Raw genomic sequence first — 23,070 nt, forward strand, 5'->3', positions numbered from 1 at the left:
TCAAACGACGGTTGGAATACTCATGGGCAGACTGATCTCAACCCGCCTTGCGGCGTTCGTCATGACACTCTTCGCGGCCTCCATCGTGCTGTTCCTGACAATCAATATCCTGCCGGGCTCCGCCGCAAAATCGGCGTTGGGGATGGAGGCAACACCGCAGGCCATCGCCCGTTTCGAAGCGCAGCGCGGACTTGATCGCCCACTGGTCGTGCAATACGTCGAATGGCTCTCCAAGACGATCACCGGCGATTTCGGCACCAGCTTTCAAAACTCCGTACCAGTGGGACCAGAGCTGCTCAAACGTATTCCGGTGACACTGGAACTGGCAACACTTGCCTTCCTCATCGCCAATCTGGTCGCGATCCCCTTGGGAACGTTGGCGGCAGCACGTCACACCAGAGCCAGCGACAAGACGACGACATTCGCGGCGACTGTACTTGGTGCCGTCCCCAACTTCTGGCTGGCGACGCTTCTGATCATGGTGTTTTCGCTCAACCTGCGCTGGCTGCCACCGGGCGGGTTCACCTCCTTTGTTGACGATCCCGCTCAGAACCTTCGACAGATGATCATGCCAGCGCTGTCACTGGGCCTTGTCTCTTCGGCGTTGCTGATACGCATCATGCGTGCGTCCATGATCGAAGTGTTGTCGAGTGACTACATCCGTACCGCCCACGCCAAGGGCGCAAACGAAACCATCGTCATCCGCCGGCATGCCTTGCGCAACAGCCTTATCCCTTACATGAATGTCGCCGCCGTCGAATTCGGATTCCTGTTCGGTTCTGCCGTGGTGATCGAGGACATCTTCCGACTGCCCGGTGTCGGCTCGCTGGTGCTGGTCGGCATCATCAACCGCGATTTCCCGGTCCTGCTGGCGTCGGCACTCACAATCACCGTTTTCGTCCTGGTCGTGAACCTGATCGTCGATCTTGCCGTCGGCCTGCTGGACCCCCGGCGCGTCAAGGGGAGCCAGGCATGATCTCCGTATTGCGCGACTTTGACTGGCGACGCTGGCGACTGGTCCTTACCGGTGGAACGATCATCGGGCTCATTCTGATCTGCGCCATCTTTGCCCCGTGGATCGCGCCCTACTCGCCCTATGATCTGGATGTCGTCGCGATGTTGCAAAGCCCGTCTGGTGCCCACCTTCTTGGCACCGACGAACTGGGTCGCGACCTGCTGTCACGCACCATCCATGCCGCCCGCATCTCGATGGAGGTCGCGTTCATCGCCGCCAGTGTCGGGTTGATCTTCGGCACCCTGATCGGGGTCGCCGCAGCCTACTTCGGCGGTCTGGTCGATATGGTCTTGATGCGCTTCATGGAGCTTCTCTTTTCCTTCCCCGCGATCTTGCTGGCAGTGGTGCTCATGGCCAGCCTGGGCACCTCAATTCTGAATGCGATGATTGCCATCGGCATCGTGTTCATTCCCGGCTTCTCTCGTCTCGCACGCGCCGCGACCGAAGTGGTACTGCGAGAACAATACGTCGAAGCGGCCCGCGCCATCGGCATGGGCCACGGTCGCATCGTCTTTGTCGAAATCCTGCCCAATATCCTTGCCCCGCTGCTGGTTGAGGCGGCGGTGGCCTTTTCCTATGCGATCTTGCTGGAGTCGGCACTGTCGTTTCTGGGGTTGGGAGCACAGCCACCCGAACCGTCCTGGGGCAACATGCTCAACACAGGTCGGGGTTTCATGGGTCAGGCGCCGTGGCTCAGCATCGTTCCGGGGGCAGCGATCTTCTTCAGCGTGCTGGGGTTCAACCTGATCGGCGACGGGCTGCGCGATGTGCTCGATCCGTATATGAAGGAATGACATGACAGAGTCGCGCCAACATGCACTGCAAGACAGAATACCGACGTTACGTATTCGCGATCTGTCAATCGAATTCGCGCGGCGGCGTGGCGATGCCCTGAAAGTCGTCGATCGGGTGTCGATCGATATCTGGCCGCGTGAAATCGTCGGGATCATCGGAGAATCGGGCAGCGGCAAGACACTCACATCCCTGGCCACGCTGAGGATGTTGCCCAAACGCGCGGTGATCGCCAAGGGGACCATGCATCTGGGAGAGACTTCGCTGCATGATCGCAGCGAACGCGAGATGCGGGCCCTGCGTGGCGATCGGATTGCCCTGATCCCACAGGATGCAATGCAATCGCTCAACCCGACCATGCGTATCGGGCGGCAGGTGGGCGAACCCTTGGAACTGCACAGCGGCTATTCCGTGTCAAGTGCCTTGGAGGCGGCCGGAAAATTGCTGGGCTCCGTCCATATTCGCGAGCCAGAAAAGCGTGTGCTTGAGTACCCCCACCAGTATTCCGGCGGCATGCAGCAACGGGCAATGATCGCGATGGGATTGGCGCTGAACCCACAATTGATTATCGCGGATGAACCGACCACGGCGCTGGATGTCACGGTTCAGGCACAGGTTCTCAAACTCCTGCGTGAAATCAGAGACCAGAAAGGCGCGTCGATCCTGTTTATCACCCATGATCTTGGTGTCGTGGCTGAATTGTGTGACTGGGTCTACGTCATGCGGAACGGTGAGATCGTCGAAGATGGCGCCGTGCGCCAGATCTTCACCGCGCCAAGGGCCGAATACACCCGCATGTTGCTGGATGCGACGCCCAGCATTCACACGACGCCGGCGGTGGCGCGATGAGCGACGACATGATCAGCCTGACCGACGTCGGAAAGACTTTCGGACACACGCGCTTGTTCGGCGCAAGTACCGAGTTTGCCGCGGTGACTGATGTGTCTCTGTCGGTTGCCCGCGGCAAGACGCTGGGCATCGTCGGCGAATCAGGCTCGGGGAAATCGACGCTGTTGCGGATCATTCTCGGGCTGATCCCACCGACGAGCGGCAGCATTGTCATCGACGGTCAGGATATCGTCAACCTTCGCCGTCGCGACGAAAAGGCTTTTCGACGCAAGGTCCAGCCGATCTTTCAAAACCCTGCCTCATCCTTCAATCCGCGCCAGAGCATCGGCGCAATCCTCAAGGCGCCGTTGGAGGTGCACGGCATCGGCACGCGCCAAAGCCGACGTGACCGGGTCAGCGAAATGCTGGAACGGGTGGGGCTGCCCGCCGAATACGCTGCACGCCATCCGCATCAATTGTCCGGCGGCCAGAAACAGCGGGTCGCCATCGCCCGCGCCGTCATCCTGAAGCCTGCGGTCGTGCTGGCAGACGAACCAACATCCGCGCTTGATGTCTCGGTGCAGGCACAGGTGCTGGACCTGTTCCGCGAAACCCGCGAGGCGATGGGGCTGACGTCCATCTTCGTCAGTCACAATCTTGCGGTGATCCGGCAGGTCAGCGACACGGTCGCGGTCATGCGATTGGGACGCATTGTGGAGATGGGCAGCGTTGATGCCATCTTTGCCAACCCGCAACATGACTATACCCGCGCGCTGATCGACGCCGTACCCGATCCTGCGGCCATCATGGCCCAAGCCTGAAGGAGAACCATTTCATGATTGAACTCAACACTTTTTCCATTGCCGCCCGTTGCGATCGAACCGGCATGCTGGGCGTCGCCGTCTCAACCGCAGTTCCTGCAGTCGGTGCGATCTGTCCCTTTGTCAAAGCCGGTGTTGGCGCCATTGCGACGCAATCCTGGGTAAATCCTTATCTTGGCATCGACGGCTTGAAGCTGCTGGAAGACGGCAAGTCGGCGCAGGAAACCCTTGATTTGCTCATTGATGGCGATGCCGGTCGCGACGACCGCCAACTGGGCATCGTCGATGCGAAAGGCCGCGCCGCCGCCTACACCGGAGCATCCTGCGTTGATTGGGCTGGTCATGAAATCGGCGAAGGCTTCAGTGTACAGGGCAACATGCTGGTCGGTGCCGCAACCGTCGCCCAGATGGCCGGGGCCGCCGAGGCCAGCCGCACGCTCGACCTCCCCGAACGGCTGATGCTGGTCATGGAAGCGGGGCAGGCCGCCGGTGGAGACAAGCGCGGCAAGCAATCCGCGGCACTCAAGATCTTCAACATCGAGGAATACCCCTGGCTCGATTTGCGCGTGGATGAACACCGCAATCCTGTGGCAGAGCTGCGCCGCATTCTGGGAGTGGCCCGACATCAGCTCTTGCCGTTCGTGAATGGCATGCCCTCCCGCGAAAATCAGCTTGGTGGCCTTCCTTCCGACGTCACCGACATGCTGATGACGCCGCCGCGATTTCGCCCCGGCGGCAACGGCGGTTCCTGACCGGCAGATACGCCAGTCGCGCGCTGTTTACACCCGTCCTGCCCGAGACAACATCGCGTGCAGCAGCACATCGCATCCCGCTGACAAATCTTCCGGCGTTGCATATTCCGCCACGTTGTGGCTGATCCCATCCCGACACGGCACGAAGATCATCGTCGTCGGCACCCGAGCGGCAATATTCGACGCATCATGCAACGCACCACTGGCTATCTGCTGGTTGGAGTACCCCAGATCGTCCGCCGCGCCTTGCACCGCCGCGATGCAATCTGCATCGAACTTGCGTGGCGGTATTGCGACGCGACGCGAGGCCTCGGCCCTGCAATGATAGGAACGGGCGGTTTCATCGCACAGCGCGAAACACCGGCTTTCCAGACGTTTCAGCACCGCCTCGTCCGGATGACGGATGTCGACTACAAAGTCCAATGCGCCGACGATCGTGCTTGGCCCGTCGGTCTCGGGGATGAACCGACCGACACTGACCCGCGCTTCATCGCCTTCGGCGCGTCCCGCTTCGTTGATCCTGAGCAGCATCGCGGCCGCCGCCAACAGCGCGTCCTGTCGGCCATCCAGCGGCGTCGTGCCCGCATGGCCGTCCATGCCAGTCACCTTGACATCCAGCCAACACAGCCCCTGCACCGACGTCACGACTCCAACCTGCACCGCCGCCGCTTCAAGGATCGGTCCCTGCTCGATGTGCAATTCGAAAAACGAATCCAGCGGCAGGTCCTCGGGCCGTGTCGCGCCGCGCCAGCCGATCCGTTCGACCTCATCCGCAAAGCGCGCACCGTCTGATGCGCGAATGTCGTCCAAGACCGCATCGTCGATGGCACCAATGTACCAGTTTGAACCGAGCAAGCCCGGTGCGAAACGAACACCCTCCTCGTTCGTCCAGTTCACGACTGCCAAGGGAGCCTCGGTTTCCACACTGGCATCGTTGAGCGCTTCAACCACCTCAAGCGCGGCCAGCACGCCAGATATTCCGTCAAACCGTCCGCCATGGGGCTGTGTATCCAGGTGACTGCCCGCCGCCACAATCGAACGTTTCGGATCACGGCCGGGCCGAACCGCGAACATGTTGCCCGCCCGGTCGCTGTGCAGGGTCAGCCCCGCCGCACGGCACCACCCTGCAAACAGATCCCGCGCCTCCGCGTCCTCATCCGACAGGGACAAACGGCAACTCCCCGTTTCCCCGAGGGCACCAATGCGCGCAAGCTCCATATGACGTGCCCACAAACGTTCCGCGTTCACCTTGATGGCATTCTGACGGTTCATAACCCGCGCTCCTTACGGCCTGACACCAGTTGCGATACCATCACGGCCAGCACCAACGCACCCCCATAGAACAAATCCTGCACGAACGTACGAAAGCCCAGCACCGAGAGTCCGTTGATGCCCGTGACCAGGAAATAGACGGCGATGACCGAGCCCCAGGGGTTGAACCGTCCGGGTTTGATGCATGTCGCCCCAAGGAAAGCCGCCGCAAACGCGGGCAGCAGAAGGAACGTGCCGGAGCTAGGGTTCGCCGAGCCGGTCGTTCCGGTATAGAGGATACCGGCAATCGCGCCCATGATCCCCGACAGGACGAAGGCGGCCAGCCGCACGCGCCCGACAGCCACACCGGTCAGCCGGCCCACTTCACGGCCGCGTCCGGTGAAGAGCAATTGCTGGCCAAAAGCTGTATAGCTCAGCATGTACCAGATCAACACCGCCAGCAGCATGGCATAATAAAATGCGATGGGAATACCCCAGAACCGCTGGATAATGACCCATTCCATCAGCATCGGAGACACGCCCGAGATCGTCTGCGAATTGCCAATCCAAAGCGTAATGCCGTGCAGAAACGTCCCGACACCCAGCGTGACGATCAGCGAATGAACCCGAAAATACAGTGTGATCGCTCCGTTTATCAACCCGATCAGCGCACCCAGAGCCAATACCAGCGGAATCACCAGGACCAGCGGTACATCCAGCCTCGCGTCCAGGATGGCGGTCGTCATCGACACAAGGGTGAGAACCTGCGCGATAGACAGGTCGAAATCCCCCGCAGTCAACGGAATGATCAACCCTAGCGTCACGATCACCAGCACCGCCTCTGACCCGAAAATAGTCGAAAAGTTGGACCAGGTCAGAAACGTGTCAGGCCGCATAGCTCCAAACAGGGCGATAAACGCCAGCCACACGAACAACAATCCGAACCGTTCCAGCTGATATGTGAGATCACTCTGCCGCATGCGTCTGCGCCCCTTCATAGCAAGCCTGTGCGATGGATGCCTTGGTCACGTCGTCGCCTTTCAGCTCGGCCTTGATCCGGCCACGCTCAAACACCAGAACGCGGTGCGCGATGGTTTCGAGTTGTTCGAACTCCGACGTGGCACAGATCACGGCGCCGCCGCGCGCACAGGCTTCGGCCACCCGGTCATAGATTTCCTGTCGCGCGCCCACGTCTATGCCCTGGGTCGGCTCATCCAGCAGGACCAGTTGCGGTCCCAGTTGCAACCATTTTCCCAGCACCAGCTTTTGCTGGTTTCCTCCCGACAGCTCTGACGCGGCCTGTCCCGGGTTGTCGGCCTTGACGGTGAACCGTTTCATCAGCTCGGCCGTGGCACGGCGCAGTTTTTCGTGGTTCAACCACGCGCCGTGCCCCAGTATGGGCAACATGGCGTTCTCCGTCAGCGTGAGCTCGGGCGCGATACCCAAACGTTGACGATCCGCCGGAATGAAAGCGATCCGGGCGGCGATAGCATCCGCAGGGCGCAACTGTGTCAGGTCAAGCGAGCACCCATCCAGCATCAGATCTCCCGACACCGCCTGTACCGCACCCGACAGCAACATCGGAACTTCGTCGTGCCCCGAGCCGATCAGCCCTGTCAGCCCCAGTATTTCGCCTGGGCGCACCGACAGCGAGACATCCCGGAGGATTTTCCCGGACAACCGCGTAATCGTCGCGATGGGCCGCGATTCGGACAATGTCGAGACGCGCCGATCTACCGACACCGCGCGGCCAACGATGGCATGCACCAATGTTTCTCGATCCGTGCTTGCGGTGTAATAGGTTCCGATCGCCTTGCCATCGCGCAAAACGGTGGAACGATCGGTGACCTCAAGCACCTCGTCGATGTCGTGACTGACAAAGATGATCGCCACGCCGCTTTCCTTGAGCCGCCGCATGATCGCAAAAAGCTTGGCGACGTCCTCCTCCGGCAGGAAGGGGGTCGGCTCGTCCAACACCAGTACGCCGGGCGCGCCGTAGTGCCGGTGTTCGCGCACGCGGTCGGCGGCGCGCACGATGGCAAGCTGCGCGCGTTGAACCGGAGAAAGGTCAGCGACGATCTGATCCGGCATGAGATCGAGCTCATACTCAGCAAGCAGCACGCGGGCGCGCTCGGCTTCTGCCCGCCAGTTGATCCGCCAAGGGTTCAGCCGCTCGTGATCGCCCGCGATCAGGTTTTCCAGAACGCTCGCCTCGTACAGCAATCCAAGGTTCTGGTGCACGAATGCAAGGCCATGCGCCTCGCTGCGTCCCAACGGCATCGGGAGTGTGACGGGTCGTCCATCGATTTCAAGCGATCCGGCATCGGGCGCGTGAAAGCCCGAAAGAACCTTTATCAGTGTCGATTTGCCGGACCCATTGGTGCCCAGCAGCCCATGTACCTCACCAGGTTGGATCGAAAGGGCCACGTTGTTCAGCGCCTGGACCCCTCCGAACGTCTTGGTCACGCCCCGCAGCTCAAGGCGTGGAGCGTGAGCCGTCGTCACTCGTTCGTCATCCACAGATCGCGGTAGCCCTGCACATAGGCGTCGCCATAGCCCATCGCGGCATCTGCCGGGTTCCCGACCTCGGCGATGTTGTCCGCCGTGAAGACGCGCAGCGGTACCTTGCTGTCAGTGATCGGCTCCTGATCGCAGAGCAGCCGCATTTCGGCGTCCAGCATCGCATGGGCGATCCAGTCCAGATTCTCGCCAATGTCCATTTCGACCGTGCCGTCGCGGATCAGGTCCAGAACGAAAGGCGTGCCGTTGAATGTGGCGACCTTCACACTGTCACGCTTGCCCGCGATGGCGATGGCCGGTGTCACGAATGTGGACATGCTGTCGTAGATCGGAATTACATAATTGAGATCTGCGTTTGCCTGTAATTTTCCCTGCACCGTCGGCTGAATCTTGGTCGCCCAATCGACAATCGGGACATTTACGATTTCGTATTGGCAATCCGGACAATTCGCCCCGAACGCCTCGGTCAGGCCATCGGTCAGGCTGTCCGTCGATAACGCTTCGTTCGATACCAGGATCAGCGCATTCGTCTTGCCACCCGTCTGCGCGATGGTCCAGTCCGCCATAAGTTTGCCCGCCTGCTTGTAGTCGATGGCGGTGTTTGAATCCACGCCAGCAGGTGCGTCTATCTCGAGCCCGGTCAGGTGCGATGTCACGACCTTGACACCCTTTTCCTGTGCCGCCTTGACCTGTGGTTCGAAAAACCGCGGGTCTGCTCCTGCCAGCAGCGAGATCACATCGAACCCGTTGTTTGCGGCGTATTCCATACCTTGGATCCACTGTGTCGGGTTGCCCTGGTTCTCCCATTGCTCGTGTTTGAACCCCAACCCCTCGGCCAGCTGGCCCTTGTGATCGGCAATGACCTTGATAAAGGGAATGGCGCTGGAGGCGGGGATCGTCAGGATCGACTTGTCCGCCATGCAGGCCTTGGCGTCAAACGGCACGCCCGGTGCTACAAATTCGGGAATGCCGGAATAGGCGGCGATATTGGCCTGTGCATTGGCGATGCCATCCTGCGCCATGGCGGGCAGGCTCGTCGCCAGCAGCAGCGCCGGGATCATCGCGGCGTTCTTGAATGTCTGTGTCATTCTCTTGTTTCCCTCTCGTTGGTTCAGTTCTTACGTTTCTTCTGCATGCCCGCTCTTATCCGGCGGTGCGCAGTCTTTCGGTCGCCGCACGATCCACCTCGCATCCATTGTGGATCACGACGCCATATTTCTGTCGTGCGGCCTCATTGTCGATCAGCCCGTCCAGCACATCGTCCAGCACATCCAGAGGTTCCCGTTTCATCGGGTCGCCGTAGCCGCCGCCGCAGGGACCATAGGCCGTGATGCGATCGCCCTTGTTCAACTGGCGATAGGGTATCTTTGACGGCAAGGCCTCGATCTGCCCGTCGGCGCGTATCAGGTCGACGTTGGCGGGTGAGCCATCCGCGCCTCCGGCAAAGCCCCAGGGACTGAAACGCTGGCCATCGCCTTCGACGGACACCGCGCCATCCTGCAACAATTCGAACGACCGGATTGATCCGATGCCGCCCCGCCATTGGCCCGGTCCGGCGACATTCTCGCGTAGCTCGTAATTCAGCACGCGAAGCGGCAGGTGACTTTCGATGTCTTCAACCGGGTTGTTGCGGGTGTTGGCGTAAAGCGTATCGACCGCATCCATTCCGTCCTTGCCGTATCGCCCGCCGTAAGCGCCCTCCATGATCTCCATATGCACCCAGGGCCCCGCGCTTGTGGCCCCGGAAAACGCCATGACGCGCAGGTTACCGATGCCCGCGCTGATCTGTTGTGGCACCGCGGGCGCGATCGCCTTCATGACCGTATCTGCAACGGCATTGCCGGGACAGAATCGTGCGATCACGGGGGCCGGAAAGATCGGGTTGGCCAGGCACCCTTTGGGCGCAAAGATCGTGATGGGCCGTGTCAGGCCCGAGTTTTGCGGTATCGCCCCGAACTTGTCGCTGTCCAACAGGATCGAGCGAAGTGTCAGCCAGACGGCGCAATCCACGGTTCCGACCAAGGGCATGTTGATGGGCTTGTTCGGGGTCTGCGGTGCCGTGCCCGTCAGATCAACGTGTATATCCGAACCGGTGATCGTCAGCGTGACCGCGATCGGCAATTCCTTGAGCGCAGGATCGTCACTGTCGAGGTAACCGTCGATGTAGGTGATTGCATGGTACCTGCCGTCGGGGATTGCTGCGATGGCATCGCGCATCATCTTTTCGGAATAGTCCAGGAGATCTTCGTAGGCAGCCGTCACCGTGTCCAAACCATACTGACTCAACAGCACGGCATAGCGGTCGGCCCCGATCCGCGCGGCCGCGACCTGCGCTTCCATGTCACCGACGACCAGATCGGCAATGCGGATATTGCTGCGCAGGATCTGCCAGACCGGCTCGACCTTCTTTCCTTCGTCATAGACCCGCACGGCCTTGAATTGCAGACCTTCGGCATAGGCATCCACGGCATCCACGATCCCGCAGCTGCCGGGTGTCAACGCCCCGATGTCAAGATGATGCGCCGTTGTCACTGAAAATCCGGCCAATGTGCCCTCATGAAAGATCGGCACCACGAATCCCACGTCGGGTCCGTGCGACGCGCCCGCATAGGCATCGTTGTGCATGAACACATCGCCGGGTCGGATGGTGTCTCCGCGCCGGTCCAGCTCGCTCAGGATACCGTCGATATAGCCCGGGATCGGTCCCGACTGCAAAGGTGTGGACATGGTGCATTCGCACAATTGCCGCCCCTTGGCGTCGGTCAGCGCAGCCCCGAAATCCTCACTTTCGCGGATGATGCTGGAATAGCTCATCCGCATCAGTTTGTGGCCCATTTCAATGGCGATATTTTCGAGCGCACCGTGGATCACGGCAGCCAGAAACGGATCAACTCTGGTCTGCATCTTGGGCCTCCTCGCGGGTCATCAGGACGTTTGCGAACTTGTCCACCACATAGTTCCACCCGGGCGGAACCACGGTGGTGCTGTCGGTCTGAAGCAGGATCGCGGGGCCGGTCAGCGACTGCCCTGTCGGTAGCGATGCCCGGTCGAAATAGGGAGTCTGAAAGGTCTCGAGCGTATCGTTCACCCGGAACACGCACCTGCCCTGCCCGACAGGCTCGGCGCTGCCCGCTGCTGTTGCCAATGGCGGCGTGCCCAGCTTGTCCACTTCGCCCAGCCCACGGACCTTGACGGTCACGATCTCGATCGGACTCGCCTCGAAGGCGTGACCATACTCTGCGCGGTGGCGGTCATGGAAATCCTGCCAGACCTGTTCCAGAGCTGAATGGTCCAAAGGGCCATCGGGGAAGTCGATCTTCAGTTCATAGCCTTGCCCGACATAGCGCAGGTCGCCCTCGCGCAGCATCCGCCGCTTGGCATGGGGCACTCCATCTTGTTCAAAGATGTCGTTCAACTCTGTTTCCATGTCCTGAAAGAGACCAGTCAGTCGCGGATGATCCACGTTGCCCTTCACAGAGAAAGCAGTGCGTAATGCATGATACTCAAGGTCCGCCGTCAGCAACCCGAGTGCAGATGTGATGCCCGGATGCGGCGGGATCAGCACGCGGCGCACGCCCAGCATCCCCGCGACCTCTGCCGCATGCAGCGGGCCGGCCCCGCCGAAACCGCTCAGCGTGAATTCGCGTGGATCAATGCCCTTTTGCACCGTGCGCGAGCGGATCGCGTTGGCCATATTGGAGTTCAGGACCGTCAACGCCCCTTCTGCGGTCTCTTCCGGCGTGCGGCCCAGTTCACCGGCCAACTGCGTAATGACGCGCCGTGCCGCGCCCGTGTCCAGCGTCATGTCGCCACCCAGAAAATTCTGAGGCGCCAGCCGGCCCAGAACGAGATTGGCATCTGTCACGGTGGGCCGGTCGCCGCCCTGGCCATAGGCGGCAGGCCCCGGATCGGCGCCGGCGCTTTCGGGGCCGACACGAAACGCGCCACCACGGTCGACATAGGCAATCGAACCGCCTCCTGCCCCGATGGTGTGAATATCTATCATCGGCAACATGACCGGAAAGCCGGCAATCGATGCCGAGCGTGCATCGGCCTCTGTCAGACGGCCATCCAGCACAATGCCGATATCGGCACTCGTCCCGCCGATATCAAGGGTAATCAGACGATTAGCACCGATATGGCTGCCCACCCATGCCCCGCCGCGCACGCCCGCGACCAAACCCGACAACAGTGTAGAGGCCGGTTTTTCGGCAATCATCTTGGGCGTCGCTACGCCACCTGATGATGTCATCACATGTAGCTCACCTTTCAATCCCTGAAGGCTCAACTCATCCTGGAGTTGGGTGATGTAGCGACGCACCTTGGGGCCAATGAACGCCGACATTGCACCGGTCGTAAAGCGTTCGAACTCGCGAAACTGCGGGGCGACATCTGCGGACGTGGTCACAAAAACATCAGGCATTTCATTGCGCAAGATTTCTGCGGCACGGCGTTCATGCATCGGGTTCACGTAGGAGAACAGAAACCCTACAAGCACCGCTTCGACCCCTTCGGCGGCCAGCGTGCGCGCGGCCTTGCGCAGGGCATCTTCGTCGAGCGGGATCAACTCCTGACCCGCCGCGTCGAGCCGCCCGGCGACGGTATGACGGTAACGTCGCCTGATCAACGGACGGTTCTGCCATGGCAGATCTTGCATGATGGAGTAATGCTGGGGGCGCTGGTGGCGCCCGATGTGCAGAATATCGCGGAACCCTTCATTGGTAATCATGCCGGTAACCGCGCCGTCATGCTCGAGCATGGCGTTTGTGCCAACAGTCGTGCCATGAAACAGCGAATTGATATCGGATGCCCTGATGCCCGCCTTTTCGCAGATCGCCGTCAACCCGTTGACCACCCCGATTGCCGGGTTGGCCGGGGTAGAAGATGTCTTGTGGATCGTCAGCTCCTGCTTTTCCAGGTCAGCCAGGATCAGGTCGGTAAAGGTGCCGCCCACATCAACGCCCAATACGATCATCCCACCTGTCTCCTTGGTTGCCATCAAAAGATTGATCCATATGGATGTATATGGCAAGGAGTTTCTGCCACCGCCCATCACATCGACAAGGCCGCCCGAGGAAATGCCCAATGAATGAACAAGAAAAGCTTGACGCCATTTTCCAGTCTGACCTGCGATATCTCATGCTGGTCAGCTACATCGTCCTGGGCAACAACGCGGTGACCAACCGGTTTATCGAACGGACCTATCGGATGCCGGTACAGGCGTGGTCCGCATTGTTCGCAATCGTCATGTTCCCCGGTATCCGGGCCAAGGAAATCAGGCATCTGTTTCCCCGACCGCAGAACACGCTCAGCCGTGCGGTTGCCCTGTTGGAAGACCGTGACCTGATTGAACAGCAGGCATCGGCGGCCGATGGCCGCGAGAAAAGGCTCTTTGCGACAGCGACGGGCAAGGAACTGCTTGCGGAAATCCGCGCCGTGTCGGTCCGGCGTCAGGAGGAACTGTTCTCACCGTTGAATGATCAGGAACGCGAGACCTTTTTCCAGCTTGCCCGCAAGATCGCGGCAGGTCCGGGTTTGCTTCAGACCACGACGATGGAAACCGGGCAGCACACCGCAAAAGGGAACGAAAATGAACCTTCCTGACACGCCTTTCACAACCCTCGATTGGAACGCTATCCCGTCCGAAGAGTACCCCGGAACGACCGGAACGTCCCGATGGCGCAGCTTCTCTTCGGGTGACCTGCGGGTTCGCATGGTCGATTACGGGCCCGGATACCTCGCCGATCATTGGTGTGACCGCGGCCATGTCCTGCACGTGATTTCAGGAGAACTGGTCGTGGAACTGGCCGATGGCCGCGAGATCCCCATAAGCCAGGGCAGCAGTTTTTGCGTTTCCAATCACGGCGATGCAGCCCACCGCGTCCGTACGTCCCAAGGATGCAGCGTCTTTATCGTCGATTGAGGCTCGCAATGGTGCAAACGATCACTTCAAGGGTAAACACAGGCCTCATCGATCCCGGTTGTCCGCGCGAGAATATCGACACCTTGCTGATCCCAGAAATGCAGCAGGTCGATAAATACCCAGTTCTCCGCCAGTTTGCCTTCTTGCCGGCGATAGATGTCGATGACTCGGAAATCTCCGGGCTTGCCCGTCGCCGGCATGCCCATGAAGCCCCCCGTCGGCGTTGCGGAAAAGTTGGGCCAGCCAAAGAAGCCACCAAAATGCCCTTCGGCCAAACGACAGATGTGCCGGGTCCTTGACCGCTCGCCGAAACCCGCGCGGAACACGGCGGAGTGCTGCTTTGCGTAGCGATCGATCGTGTAGGTCGCCCCGATTCCGGCCGGCCCCCACCAGAGCATGTCGTCTGCCCAGGTTTGCGCCAGTTCCTGCTCGAGCGGCATGCGGCTGTCCCACTGACCCAGCACGGCAACCATGGCATTGATCAGCGCCAGCGTTTTCCGACCCGCTTCGGCAGGTTGCGCATCAAACATCAGGCCGTCATGGGTCAGCGGCCCCGGCTGCACCAGATGCGCGGCTGTCTGCGGTGGAAAGGGGTCCAGCCCCGCCTGCATCATCAGATGCGGAATGTCAAAGTACATCGCCGTCTCGACGATGCGGCCGCCCGCCACCTTGTGAAAGGCGCAATAGCGAAGGAACGCCATTTTCCCGGTTGGCCGGATATTCAGCCAGGGCCGATCGAACAGGCCCATGAGATGTCCCATCGAGCAGACCCAGACGCCTCGGGTTTCGTCGAACATGTTGTGACCGGCCATGAACACATCCATGCGCCGTTGCAGCCGTGTCAGGCCGTAATGCAGGGGTTGCCAGAATTCAGTGCCGACCCTGGCGGCCCCTCGAATTTCACCGAAGGGATGAAAGCCGCGCCAAAGCAGATCATCGGCACAATGATCACTCATTACCTCGGGCATCCGTTGCGAATCGGCATTGTCGAGCGCCTGATAAAACGCCCGCACAATCTGTTTTTCGGCCTGAAAATCGGTCATTGCGTGATCTTGCCTTGCCTCTGCTGGCGTCTGTCAGGTCCGGGCCTTCTCGAAGGCGGACCAGGCGGCCTCGAACGCAGCAAAGTCAAACCCCTGCTTGCGTGCCGGTTCAAGCACCAGCCTTTCGGTGTCAAGCAACCGATGAATGGCCTCGCCCAGCACCGGCGCGATATCTTCGGGGATGACCAGCGCGCCGTGACGGTCGGCGTGGATCAATTCACCTTCAGCAACGGTCAGACCAAAGATCGTGACCGGTGTGCCCAACTCGCGCACATGCACGAACCCGTGGCTTGGCCCGATCGACCCCGCCACCACCGGGAATCCGTCCGGCAAGTCACCGAGATCGCGCATGACACCATTGGTCAGCGCGCCCGACATGCCAAAACCCTTGTGGACGGCAGTGTTGATCTCACCCCAGTAGGCACCGATGCAGTCCGGGAAATCGACATCCTCGACCACCGCGACCGAAGGCTTGGGTGCCTCGGCCATGCACCGATAATAGTCCATCCGGCGCGCACGGATGACTTCGGGTGCCTCGGTCGATGGGGCCAGCGCGGCGATTTTGGCGGTCACGGCGCGGCCCACGATGGCGGGGGCACCGGGGTCGCTGCACAGCATGGTGCCACGCGTGAACCGGTCGAACCCGCGCTTGCCCTGCGCCACCTCGATGGCATTGCACACGGTGGGGGTGTCGACCTTGCGCAGCAGCGCCAACAGTGAATCGTCCATGTCAGTCCTCCAACCAGCGGCGCAGGGCCGCATTGGTTTGTTCCGGTTGTTCCAACACCGGCAGATGGCCAGCGTCTTCGATGATTTCCAGCCTGGCCTGCGGCATCAACGACGCCATCAGTTCGTGGCGATGCACCGGGCACAGCGCATCGTCGCGCCCGCACAGAACCAGGGACGGTCCGGAAAAGGCGCGCAGGGTTTGCTGTTGGTCAGGACGGGTTTGCAAGGCGCGTGACTGACGGATGAACACCTCGGGACCGAGGCTTTCGGCCATCGCCATGCACAGGTCCAGGATCGCGCCACGCCTAGGGCCGTCAGTCAGGTAATTCGGCTTCATCTCGTCGCGCATCACCGCTCGCAAGCCACCCGCGCGTACCGTGCCGATCTGCGGCTCACGCCGGGACTTGACCGCGTCGGTTTCAGCCAGCGGATTGGTGTCCAGAAGCGCCAGACGCACCACCCGGTCCGGCGCCTGGCGCAGCACCTCCATCGCCACGATGCCACCCATGCTGAGTCCGGCCATCGCAAAGCGCTGCGGGGCCCAGGTCAGGATATCGGCGGCGAGGGCCGCGACTGTGTCGTGAGCGTTGATGGGCGCCAGGGTGATCGGATGCCGCCCCGAAAACGCGTCGATCTGCGGACCGAACAGCCGCGCATCGCACATCATGCCGGGGATCAGGACCAGAGGAGTCATTTCAGCAGACCCGCCCCCTCTGCCAGTGCGCCCAGTTTTGCGTAGGCAATGGCCGGGTCGATCGCCCCGAACCCAGCAAAGGTGCCGAACCCGCAGTCGGACCCGGCGATTACCCGATCCGAACCGACGATATCAACGAACCTTTGCAGACGCTGTGCCACCAGCCGGGGATGTTCGACAAAATTGGTTGTCGTGTCCACGACGCCGGGCACCAGCACCTTGTCGTCGGGGATATCGGCCTTGCGGTCGCGAAACACTTCCCATTCGTGGCCGTGGCGCGGATTGGACGTTTCAAAGAGAACGTAGCGCGCAGGCACCGACATCAGCGTGTCAAACATCCGCTCCATGGAAATGTCGCAGACATGCGGGCCTTCGTAGTTGCCCCAACAGATATGAACGCGGACCTTTTCCGCAGGCACATCCGCAAGCGCGTGCGCCAAAGCCTCGACATGGGTTTGCGCCACCTTGACGAAGTCATCGTCATCCAGATCGGTGAACAGCATGTGCCGCGACAGCGCCAGATCGGGGCAATCCAGTTGCAGATCCAGTCCGGATGCGACGATGGTTTCATATTCCACCTTCATCGCATCGGCCAGCGCCGCCAGGTAGGCCTCGCGGGTTGGGTAATAGTCATTCTGCAAGAACAACGAGATGACACCGGGGCTGGCTGCGTTCATGAAACCGCGTTCGGCACTATGCTCCGCCATCGCCGCCTTGAGGTTGGCGATATCCTTTTCCAGTTCGCCCTGTCCCTTAGAGCGGACCTCGCCCACGCACATCGGGCGGGCGTATTTCGGGGTGCCGCCTTCGGAGGCGATCCGTTCCAGAAAGCTGGGAAACAACTTCAGATCGGCGGGCGCGTTGCGCGGGCTGTCACCATCAAAACCGGTGTAGCGGTCCTTGACATAGGTGGCGTAGCTGATCTTGGACGTCTCACCATCCGACACGATGCCAATCCCGGCCTCTACCTGTTTTTTTACCGTTTCGGACACCGCGCGCGTCATGGCGGCGTCAAAACCGGGGACGTCATAAGGCTCGCCCTGCTCGCGGGCAAAAATATAGTCCACCACTTCCTGCGTACGAGGCAAGCTGCCGACGTGTGTCGTGTTAATGGCCATGTTAGTCTCCGTTCTTGCGCGCCATCATGACGCTGTGGCTATCGCATTCGGGGTCTTCGGCCAGAAATCCGGTCAATCGCAATCCCTGATCCTGAAGCAGCGTCGCGTATTCGGCAGGGGAAAGGCTGGCATGATAGACCGATTTGCCCGCGACGCTGCCTGACCGTTCCCCGTGGTCGGGGCCAACGGTGAACAGAAGCGACCCGCCGATCCTCAGATGCCGGGCCATCCGGTGGATTGCACAGCGTTGTTCCTCAACGGTCAGGTGAAAAAAGCTGTCCCAGGCGATGATTCCGTCAAAGGTCTCTCCCAGATCGAGCGTCCGCATGTCGGCAGCCCGCCAGTCGCCCTGCGGCCAGCGCGCGCGGACCATATCCAGCATGGCATCGGCGAAATCGACACCCGTCACCCTGAACCCCTCGGCGATGAACCAGCGCGCGATCGGCTCGCCAGCGCCACAGCCCAGGTCAAGAACCCGGCCACCGGCAGGCAGGCAGGCGGTGAATCGCGTCAGCCAACCCGCCTCGAACATCGCACGCGACCGCTGGGCGTCGTATGCGGCGGCGTTCTGTTCATAGACATCGCGGGTGGTGCTGGACAGCGTTTGGAGGGCGGAGTTGGACATGGGAGACGTTCCGTCGGGTATGGGGATCACGGCAAACACCACGGGGTCATGGCGTTTGCGGCATGGGACCGTTGTACTAGCTACGCCAGGTCGGCCCGGCGGGATCGTTGGTCGCGATCACGTGATACATCGACGCCTCGCCCGACATCGACGGCACCGCGCTGTGGGCCAGGTTCTCTGGAATGCTCATGGTGTCGCCGGGCGCAAGGGTTGCGTCGCCACCGTCCCATTCAACACGCCAGTGACCCTTGACCGGCATGAGCACGGACGGCTTGCCATGGCTGTGCCTGTCATCGCTGGCGCTGGCACGGGTGATGAAATCGACCTCGAAACCCGGCTTGTCGCGGATCACCCCGGTCTCGCCGATCACCTTGGCCGGTTTCTTGTCGGCGATGGCCACCAGATCCCAATAGCGCCGGACATAGCCACCGATCACCTCTATCGCAGGGGGTTCCGGGATCTTGGCCAGTTCCTCGTCCGTCAGGAGCGGCATCGGCTTGACGCCTTCGGGCAGGGTCTGGCCCTTCTTGCTGTCGTAGAGCTTGCCGTTGTCGCCCAGAACCAGCCCGTGATCCTTGGCATCCTCGATCACCTGCGGTGCCCAGAGCACGCCGCCGCCGGCATCATCGCCACCCAGCACGGCCATGATCATCCCGTAATCGGTTCCGATGTTTTCGAAGCCGCGGAACAGGTTGGTCGGAATGTTGATGATGTCGCCCTCTTCGAGCACCACCTCGCCTGCATCGCCCCAGCGGCCCCAGAAGAACCGCCAGCGCCCCTTGAGGACAAAGAACACCTCGGCGGTGCGGTGGTTGTGCAGACTGTTGCGGCATTTCGGCGGCTGCCCGGCAGCGCCGATGTTGAAGCCGTGCGGAATGGTGATGTGCACGTGCTGATCGGGGCTTTCGGAAACGCCGCCGCCGATGATGGTAAAGTTCTCCTTTTGATCGCTGCCCGGTGTGTGGGCGTCGATAAAGGCGGTCTTGCAGGGTTGCAGATCGCCATAGCGGACGATGCGGGATTCCATGTCTTCAGGTGTCATTGTGTTCTCCAGTTTGCCGTTCGTTGCGTCCAGCCGGTGCCAGATACGTCTCGATTCCGGGAAGATGTCGCGCTGCAGCGCATGGCGTCAGCCGGTTTGCAGGATGATCTGTTTCCAGAGCGCGGTTTCGTCATAAAGCACGTATTCCCGGCGCAGGCCCCAAGGGCCGAACTCGGCATGGCATATCCCCATGATGTGCACGCGCTTGCCGGTCGGACGTCCAAGACTTCCCCAGCCGTCGTGCGCGCCATCCAGCGACCAGCGGATCGCGGCGCGCGGTGACATCGTCGGATCGTCGCGGCCGATAACATGATGGATCCGAAACTCCGCATTGGGAAAGGAGGCGCGCAATCCCAGCCAGTGCCGGTCTACGCCCTCGTGGCTGATCGATGTCACGCCACCGGGGTATTCCCCGATCACCGCGCGGTCGTATTCGGCCGGGATCACGGTGAAATCTGCATTCATCATTCGGGTCAGGATATCGGCGTATTTCGCCCCCCATTCGTTGTCGTTGCCATTTCCCGAATAGGGTCCGGGCACATCGTTTTCCGGCAGATAGGGCGCAATGCAATGTTCGGGTCCGCCTTCGCGCTCGATCAGGTCACGGGCGTAATCCACAGGCTCCCACCCCAGTTGCCGCACGATCGCGCCCTGATCGCGCACCAGCCATTCGTCGGTGATCGCGTTGGCCTGGGCGAAGCAGTCGGCAATGATGCGGTACCGCAGCTTCTTTCCGGTCGGTTCGCCATAGACACCCGGATTGCTATGGGTGGCGGTCGACAGCAGCCGGTGCGAGCTGAGCAGACCGTCATCGTTGCCCGGACACCAGATCACGTCTTCGCCGAACAACGTGCGGTCAGGAAACTCGGCCAGCGTCGCCATGGTCGCGGCGACCACATTCTTGTTGCCGATCACGATCGAGGACGGAGACCGCACCGGCATCGTGTCGCCGTAATAGTGATCCAGCGTTGCGATGCCGCGATCTTCCCAGATCTCCTTGGTGATGCCGATGATGTAGTCGGGAAAATCCTTCCATTTCGGGTCAAAGCCCTTCATGTCGTCTGTCCTTTGTGTTTGCGAGACGATCCGCGCAGAATAAGCGGGCCGTCGATGGCCACGCGGCGCGGGTCTGACTCGGGATTGTTTATCCTTGTCAAGAGGATATCCACCGTCGCGGCGACCATGCGGTTGGCAGGCTGGCGAACGGTTGTCAGGTCATAGGCAGGCCAGGCGGCAAGCTGCACATCGTCATAGCCGACGACAGAAACATCCTCGGGTATGCGCAGTCCCAGCTTGAACCGCAGCACGTCCATCACCGCAAAGGCCATGTGATCATTGGCCACGAATACCGCATCCGGACGGTCCGACCGGGTGAACATGTCCCGCGCGGCCTCGGCGGCGGCGTCGTAGGAAAACCTGCCTTCTCCGCGTGCGAACAGCTCCTGCCCGCCATCTGCGAGCCCCTTCAGGAACCCGGCCTCGCGATCGCGTTGCGTCGAGGCCCCCTCCCAGCCTGCGATATAGGCGATTTTTCTATGCCCGGCGCGCAGCAACAGATCGGCCACCTTGCGCCCGCCCGCCACATTGTCGGACCGTACGCAGGACAGCCGCTCATCATCCTGTTGCCGGTTGAACAGGACGATCGGGATGCCCGCCGCCTCGCAACGCGCGGTCAGGTCCGACGACATGCTGACCGATGCGGTGATGATGCCGTCGACCTGATAGTCGAGCAGTTCATCGATCACGCCACCGGTGACTGCATCGTCGTTGTTCGACAGGAAAACGAGGATGTGATAGCCCTCTTCCTGCAACCGCCGGGACAACCGTTCCATGGCTTCCGGGTAGAACTGGTTTTCCAGATAGGCGACAACCAATCCGATGATCCGGCTCTTGCCGGTGATCAGCGAGCGGGCCAGTATATTCGGCCGGTATCCCAGTTCCGCGGCCGCCTTGCGCACCTTCGCGGCGGTTTTCTCGGACGCCGAAGCGCCCGGCGTGAACACACGGCTGACTGCCGACTGGCTGACGCCGGCACGTTCGGCCACTTGCTGAGATGTGATTTTGCTCCCCATCAATCTGCGGTCCAACCCCCGTCGATCAGCAACGAGGTGCCGGTGACCAGCGCTGCGGCATCCGACGCCAGATACAGGACCGCTCCCATGATGTCCTCGACCTCACCGACGCGGCCCAGCTTGATCTTCTCGGTGATCCAGGCCGCGCGCTCCGGGTTGTCGAACGTCGCTTCGGTCAGGGGCGTGCGGATAAAGGTCGGGCAGACGGTATTGATGCGGATGCGTTCCGCTCCCCATTCAATGGCCATTGCCTTGACCATGCCTTCCAGCCCGTGTTTCGAGGCGCAATAGACCGCGCGGTCAATGCCTCCGACATGACCCATCTGGCTGCTGACGTGGATGATCGACCCACCCCGCGATGCAGATTTCATACCCTCAGCGGCACCGACCGACAGGAAGTAGGCGGCCCGCAGATTGAGGTTCATCACCGCATCGTAGTCGTCGGGCTGCGTTTCCAGCGCCGGGCCATGGCGTGCCGCACCGGCGGAGTTGACGACCACATCAAACGGATCCTGCGCCGTGAGTGCAGCATTCAAAGCAGAAAGATCGCCCATATCGAGTGTCAATGTTTCGGCCGACCAGCCTTGGTCGCGCATCGCATCGACGGCGGCCTGTAACTTGTCCTTGCCCCGCGCGGCGCAGACCACATGAGCGCCCGCCTCGGCCAGCGCCACGGCGCACCCCATTCCAATCCCCGAGGATGCTCCGGTGACCAGCGCACGTTTGCCATCAAGGCGCAGCGAGGGAGTACGAGGCAAAGTTGTCATAGCGATGACTCCGGCAGGGTGATGCGCCCCAGATTGCGGGCCTTGTTGAATTCATGCAACCGCGCAAAGACATCAACGCCTAGCTGTGCGTAGGCATCAAGCAGATCCACCAAAACCCAGTTCTCACGTATCAGCCCGTCTTCCAAGCGCCAGAAATCGAGACTGCGCATGGAGATTTTTCTGCCAGTGGGGGCAATGCCCAGCCACCCGTCATGGCTCACAGTCTGGATCATGTCCGGCCAACCGGTGACGGCGGCGTAGTGCCCGTCGCCAAAGAAGTGATAGACGATCTCGTCCTCATGTCGCCCGCGATCCGGCATCCCGTTCAAAAACGGGATCTGATGCCAGTTGCGGAACCCTGCAATGCCGCGCCCGGTGCCGATCCCGGCGGGTCCATACCAATTCATCCGGGGGTGCCAGTACCGTTCCATCTGCATGACCTCCAGCCCACCCTGAGACGGGTGACGTTTGAGGTGGTCCAGCATTTCGACGATGTGATCCATGCTGTCACGGCTTTTCACTGTGTCCTGCGGCCCCGCCACGAAACCGTCCTGGGTGGCCGGCCCGGGCACACAGAGTTCGCGCCCCAGCGACGGGGCCATGGGCCAGGCGCAGGCCTGCATCATGACCTCGGGAATGTCCCAGATCGCCTGGAACTCAACCACCTTGCCATTTTCGAAGCGATAGAATTCGTGAAATCGCATGTGAACCAGGTGGCCCGTCGGCGGAATGTCCAGCCATGGAGCAAGGAACGTCCCGACATAATGCCCGCCGCAGCCGACCCAGTCGGCCCCTTGCGGCGTCTGGCCCGCCATCACGATCCAGTCGCGGCGCTCCAGATCCGGCCATGCCCCAAACAATGGCGAAAGGGCGGTATCGTAGAACGCCGCTGGCCCCACCAGATCGCCGAACGGATGACAATGATGAAACACCGCATCCTCCGCGCACACTCCAGCCAGGGCCACGCGCACCCTGCCCTCGTCAAAATCGCGCATCGCCCGGCGCAATGGTTCGATCTTGTTCTTGTGAGCCGTTGACCGGTCCATTCTTTCCTCGTTCGCGCCTGTCATTGCTTTGC

23 protein-coding genes are annotated in these 23,070 nt (G+C 61.2%); 7 read left to right on the top strand and 16 right to left on the bottom strand.

Translation table 11 applies throughout. The features are described from left to right. Positions 1-22 precede the first annotated feature (22 nt). From QO231_RS11130 to QO231_RS11150, 5 genes are read left to right on the top strand one after another with little or no spacing between them, the layout of a single operon-like run. Positions 23-976 carry an ABC transporter permease gene (locus tag QO231_RS11130; protein WP_316776092.1) on the top strand — a complete coding sequence of 318 codons (954 nt, stop codon included), beginning with the start codon at positions 23-25 and terminating at the stop codon, positions 974-976. Further along, a complete protein-coding gene (locus QO231_RS11135; RefSeq protein ID WP_316776094.1) occupies positions 973-1,809 on the top strand; it encodes an ABC transporter permease in 837 nt (278 codons plus the stop codon). The genes QO231_RS11130 and QO231_RS11135 overlap by 4 nt, the downstream gene beginning before the upstream one ends. 1 nt (position 1,810) lies before the next feature. After that, positions 1,811-2,656 (top strand): ABC transporter ATP-binding protein, encoded by an 846-nt coding sequence (locus tag QO231_RS11140; protein WP_316776096.1) that lies wholly within the window; start codon positions 1,811-1,813, stop codon positions 2,654-2,656. Next, entirely contained in the window at positions 2,653-3,456 is an 804-nt protein-coding gene (locus QO231_RS11145; protein ID WP_316776098.1) for an ATP-binding cassette domain-containing protein, read from the top strand. Before QO231_RS11140 ends, QO231_RS11145 begins: the two co-directional genes overlap by 4 nt. Before the next feature lie 14 nt (positions 3,457-3,470). Next, on the top strand, positions 3,471-4,208 hold the full coding sequence (locus QO231_RS11150) for a DUF1028 domain-containing protein (protein WP_316776101.1): 738 nt from the start codon (positions 3,471-3,473) through the stop codon (positions 4,206-4,208). Positions 4,209-4,235: 27 nt separating this feature from the next. Here the strand turns inward: QO231_RS11150 and QO231_RS11155 are convergent, their stop codons facing one another. Genes QO231_RS11155 through QO231_RS11180 form a run of 6 tightly spaced genes read right to left on the bottom strand, consistent with a single transcriptional unit; the run spans position 4,236 to position 12,954 of the window. Continuing rightward, on the bottom strand, positions 4,236-5,480 hold the full coding sequence (locus tag QO231_RS11155; protein WP_316776102.1) for a Zn-dependent hydrolase: 1,245 nt from the start codon (positions 5,478-5,480) through the stop codon (positions 4,236-4,238). After that, the gene (locus QO231_RS11160) at positions 5,477-6,439 is read right to left on the bottom strand and encodes an ABC transporter permease (protein ID WP_316776104.1); all 963 of its coding nucleotides are present in this window, start codon (positions 6,437-6,439) and stop codon (positions 5,477-5,479) included. The genes QO231_RS11155 and QO231_RS11160 overlap by 4 nt, the downstream gene beginning before the upstream one ends. Continuing rightward, positions 6,426-7,964 carry a sugar ABC transporter ATP-binding protein gene (locus tag QO231_RS11165; RefSeq protein ID WP_316776105.1) on the bottom strand — a complete coding sequence of 513 codons (1,539 nt, stop codon included), beginning with the start codon at positions 7,962-7,964 and terminating at the stop codon, positions 6,426-6,428. Before QO231_RS11165 ends, QO231_RS11160 begins: the two co-directional genes overlap by 14 nt. After that, entirely contained in the window at positions 7,961-9,067 is a 1,107-nt protein-coding gene (locus QO231_RS11170) for a sugar ABC transporter substrate-binding protein (RefSeq protein ID WP_316776106.1), read from the bottom strand. The genes QO231_RS11165 and QO231_RS11170 overlap by 4 nt, the downstream gene beginning before the upstream one ends. A 55-nt stretch (positions 9,068-9,122) precedes the next feature. Further along, a complete protein-coding gene (locus QO231_RS11175) occupies positions 9,123-10,883 on the bottom strand; it encodes a hydantoinase B/oxoprolinase family protein (protein WP_316776107.1) in 1,761 nt (586 codons plus the stop codon). Next, entirely contained in the window at positions 10,867-12,954 is a 2,088-nt protein-coding gene (locus tag QO231_RS11180; protein ID WP_316776109.1) for a hydantoinase/oxoprolinase family protein, read from the bottom strand. The genes QO231_RS11175 and QO231_RS11180 overlap by 17 nt, the downstream gene beginning before the upstream one ends. Positions 12,955-13,064: 110 nt before the next feature. On the opposite strand from QO231_RS11180, the gene QO231_RS11185 reads away from it, so the two are divergent. Together QO231_RS11185 and QO231_RS11190 are read left to right on the top strand one after the other, a co-directional pair. Further along, the gene (locus QO231_RS11185; RefSeq protein ID WP_316776111.1) at positions 13,065-13,583 is read left to right on the top strand and encodes a MarR family winged helix-turn-helix transcriptional regulator; all 519 of its coding nucleotides are present in this window, start codon (positions 13,065-13,067) and stop codon (positions 13,581-13,583) included. Next, on the top strand, positions 13,570-13,902 hold the full coding sequence (locus tag QO231_RS11190; protein ID WP_316776113.1) for a DHCW motif cupin fold protein: 333 nt from the start codon (positions 13,570-13,572) through the stop codon (positions 13,900-13,902). Before QO231_RS11185 ends, QO231_RS11190 begins: the two co-directional genes overlap by 14 nt. 26 nt (positions 13,903-13,928) lie before the next feature. On the opposite strand, the gene QO231_RS11195 is transcribed toward QO231_RS11190, so the two are convergent. The 10 genes from QO231_RS11195 to QO231_RS11240 form a co-directional block, all read right to left on the bottom strand. Continuing rightward, on the bottom strand, positions 13,929-14,945 hold the full coding sequence (locus tag QO231_RS11195; RefSeq protein ID WP_316776114.1) for a nuclear transport factor 2 family protein: 1,017 nt from the start codon (positions 14,943-14,945) through the stop codon (positions 13,929-13,931). Positions 14,946-14,978: 33 nt separating this feature from the next. Then, positions 14,979-15,674, bottom strand: a complete 696-nt coding sequence (locus tag QO231_RS11200; protein ID WP_316776115.1) for an RraA family protein — start codon at positions 15,672-15,674, stop codon at positions 14,979-14,981. A gap of 1 nt (position 15,675) precedes the next feature. Further along, complete coding sequence (locus QO231_RS11205) at positions 15,676-16,464, bottom strand: alpha/beta fold hydrolase (protein WP_316776225.1); 789 nt, start codon at positions 16,462-16,464, stop codon at positions 15,676-15,678. Then, on the bottom strand, positions 16,365-17,486 hold the full coding sequence (locus QO231_RS11210) for a cobalamin-independent methionine synthase II family protein (RefSeq protein ID WP_316776117.1): 1,122 nt from the start codon (positions 17,484-17,486) through the stop codon (positions 16,365-16,367). The genes QO231_RS11205 and QO231_RS11210 overlap by 100 nt, the downstream gene beginning before the upstream one ends. A gap of 1 nt (position 17,487) precedes the next feature. Then, positions 17,488-18,111, bottom strand: a complete 624-nt coding sequence (locus QO231_RS11215; protein ID WP_316776119.1) for a class I SAM-dependent methyltransferase — start codon at positions 18,109-18,111, stop codon at positions 17,488-17,490. A gap of 76 nt (positions 18,112-18,187) precedes the next feature. Continuing rightward, a complete protein-coding gene (locus QO231_RS11220; protein WP_316776121.1) occupies positions 18,188-19,153 on the bottom strand; it encodes a cupin domain-containing protein in 966 nt (321 codons plus the stop codon). An 87-nt stretch (positions 19,154-19,240) separates the two neighbouring features. After that, the gene (locus tag QO231_RS11225; protein WP_316776123.1) at positions 19,241-20,209 is read right to left on the bottom strand and encodes a nuclear transport factor 2 family protein; all 969 of its coding nucleotides are present in this window, start codon (positions 20,207-20,209) and stop codon (positions 19,241-19,243) included. After that, positions 20,206-21,225: a LacI family DNA-binding transcriptional regulator gene (locus QO231_RS11230; protein ID WP_316776125.1), complete on the bottom strand. Its 1,020-nt coding sequence runs from the start codon at positions 21,223-21,225 to the stop codon at positions 20,206-20,208. The genes QO231_RS11225 and QO231_RS11230 overlap by 4 nt, the downstream gene beginning before the upstream one ends. After that, positions 21,225-21,992 (bottom strand): SDR family NAD(P)-dependent oxidoreductase, encoded by a 768-nt coding sequence (locus QO231_RS11235; protein WP_316776126.1) that lies wholly within the window; start codon positions 21,990-21,992, stop codon positions 21,225-21,227. The genes QO231_RS11230 and QO231_RS11235 overlap by 1 nt, the downstream gene beginning before the upstream one ends. Next, positions 21,989-23,038, bottom strand: a complete 1,050-nt coding sequence (locus tag QO231_RS11240) for an ester cyclase (RefSeq protein ID WP_316776128.1) — start codon at positions 23,036-23,038, stop codon at positions 21,989-21,991. Before QO231_RS11240 ends, QO231_RS11235 begins: the two co-directional genes overlap by 4 nt. Positions 23,039-23,070 lie beyond the last annotated feature (32 nt).

This window comes from Sedimentitalea todarodis (assembly GCF_032595355.1).
In the GTDB taxonomy this organism is placed as follows: Bacteria; Pseudomonadota; Alphaproteobacteria; order Rhodobacterales; family Rhodobacteraceae; genus Sedimentitalea; species Sedimentitalea todarodis.

Coding starts and splice junctions, on each gene's coding strand:
- QO231_RS11130 (WP_316776092.1), top strand. CDS start 23: ATGGGCAGACTGATCTCAACCCGCCTTGCGGCGTTCGTCATGACACTC.
- QO231_RS11135 (WP_316776094.1), top strand. CDS start 973: ATGATCTCCGTATTGCGCGACTTTGACTGGCGACGCTGGCGACTGGTC.
- QO231_RS11140 (WP_316776096.1), top strand. CDS start 1,811: ATGACAGAGTCGCGCCAACATGCACTGCAAGACAGAATACCGACGTTA.
- QO231_RS11145 (WP_316776098.1), top strand. CDS start 2,653: ATGAGCGACGACATGATCAGCCTGACCGACGTCGGAAAGACTTTCGGA.
- QO231_RS11150 (WP_316776101.1), top strand. CDS start 3,471: ATGATTGAACTCAACACTTTTTCCATTGCCGCCCGTTGCGATCGAACC.
- QO231_RS11155 (WP_316776102.1), bottom strand. CDS start 5,480: ATGAACCGTCAGAATGCCATCAAGGTGAACGCGGAACGTTTGTGGGCA.
- QO231_RS11160 (WP_316776104.1), bottom strand. CDS start 6,439: ATGCGGCAGAGTGATCTCACATATCAGCTGGAACGGTTCGGATTGTTG.
- QO231_RS11170 (WP_316776106.1), bottom strand. CDS start 9,067: ATGACACAGACATTCAAGAACGCCGCGATGATCCCGGCGCTGCTGCTG.
- QO231_RS11175 (WP_316776107.1), bottom strand. CDS start 10,883: ATGCAGACCAGAGTTGATCCGTTTCTGGCTGCCGTGATCCACGGTGCG.
- QO231_RS11180 (WP_316776109.1), bottom strand. CDS start 12,954: ATGATCGTATTGGGCGTTGATGTGGGCGGCACCTTTACCGACCTGATC.
- QO231_RS11185 (WP_316776111.1), top strand. CDS start 13,065: ATGAATGAACAAGAAAAGCTTGACGCCATTTTCCAGTCTGACCTGCGA.
- QO231_RS11190 (WP_316776113.1), top strand. CDS start 13,570: ATGAACCTTCCTGACACGCCTTTCACAACCCTCGATTGGAACGCTATC.
- QO231_RS11195 (WP_316776114.1), bottom strand. CDS start 14,945: ATGACCGATTTTCAGGCCGAAAAACAGATTGTGCGGGCGTTTTATCAG.
- QO231_RS11200 (WP_316776115.1), bottom strand. CDS start 15,674: ATGGACGATTCACTGTTGGCGCTGCTGCGCAAGGTCGACACCCCCACC.
- QO231_RS11210 (WP_316776117.1), bottom strand. CDS start 17,486: ATGGCCATTAACACGACACACGTCGGCAGCTTGCCTCGTACGCAGGAA.
- QO231_RS11215 (WP_316776119.1), bottom strand. CDS start 18,111: ATGTCCAACTCCGCCCTCCAAACGCTGTCCAGCACCACCCGCGATGTC.
- QO231_RS11220 (WP_316776121.1), bottom strand. CDS start 19,153: ATGACACCTGAAGACATGGAATCCCGCATCGTCCGCTATGGCGATCTG.
- QO231_RS11225 (WP_316776123.1), bottom strand. CDS start 20,209: ATGAAGGGCTTTGACCCGAAATGGAAGGATTTTCCCGACTACATCATC.
- QO231_RS11230 (WP_316776125.1), bottom strand. CDS start 21,225: ATGGGGAGCAAAATCACATCTCAGCAAGTGGCCGAACGTGCCGGCGTC.
- QO231_RS11235 (WP_316776126.1), bottom strand. CDS start 21,992: ATGACAACTTTGCCTCGTACTCCCTCGCTGCGCCTTGATGGCAAACGT.
- QO231_RS11240 (WP_316776128.1), bottom strand. CDS start 23,038: ATGGACCGGTCAACGGCTCACAAGAACAAGATCGAACCATTGCGCCGG.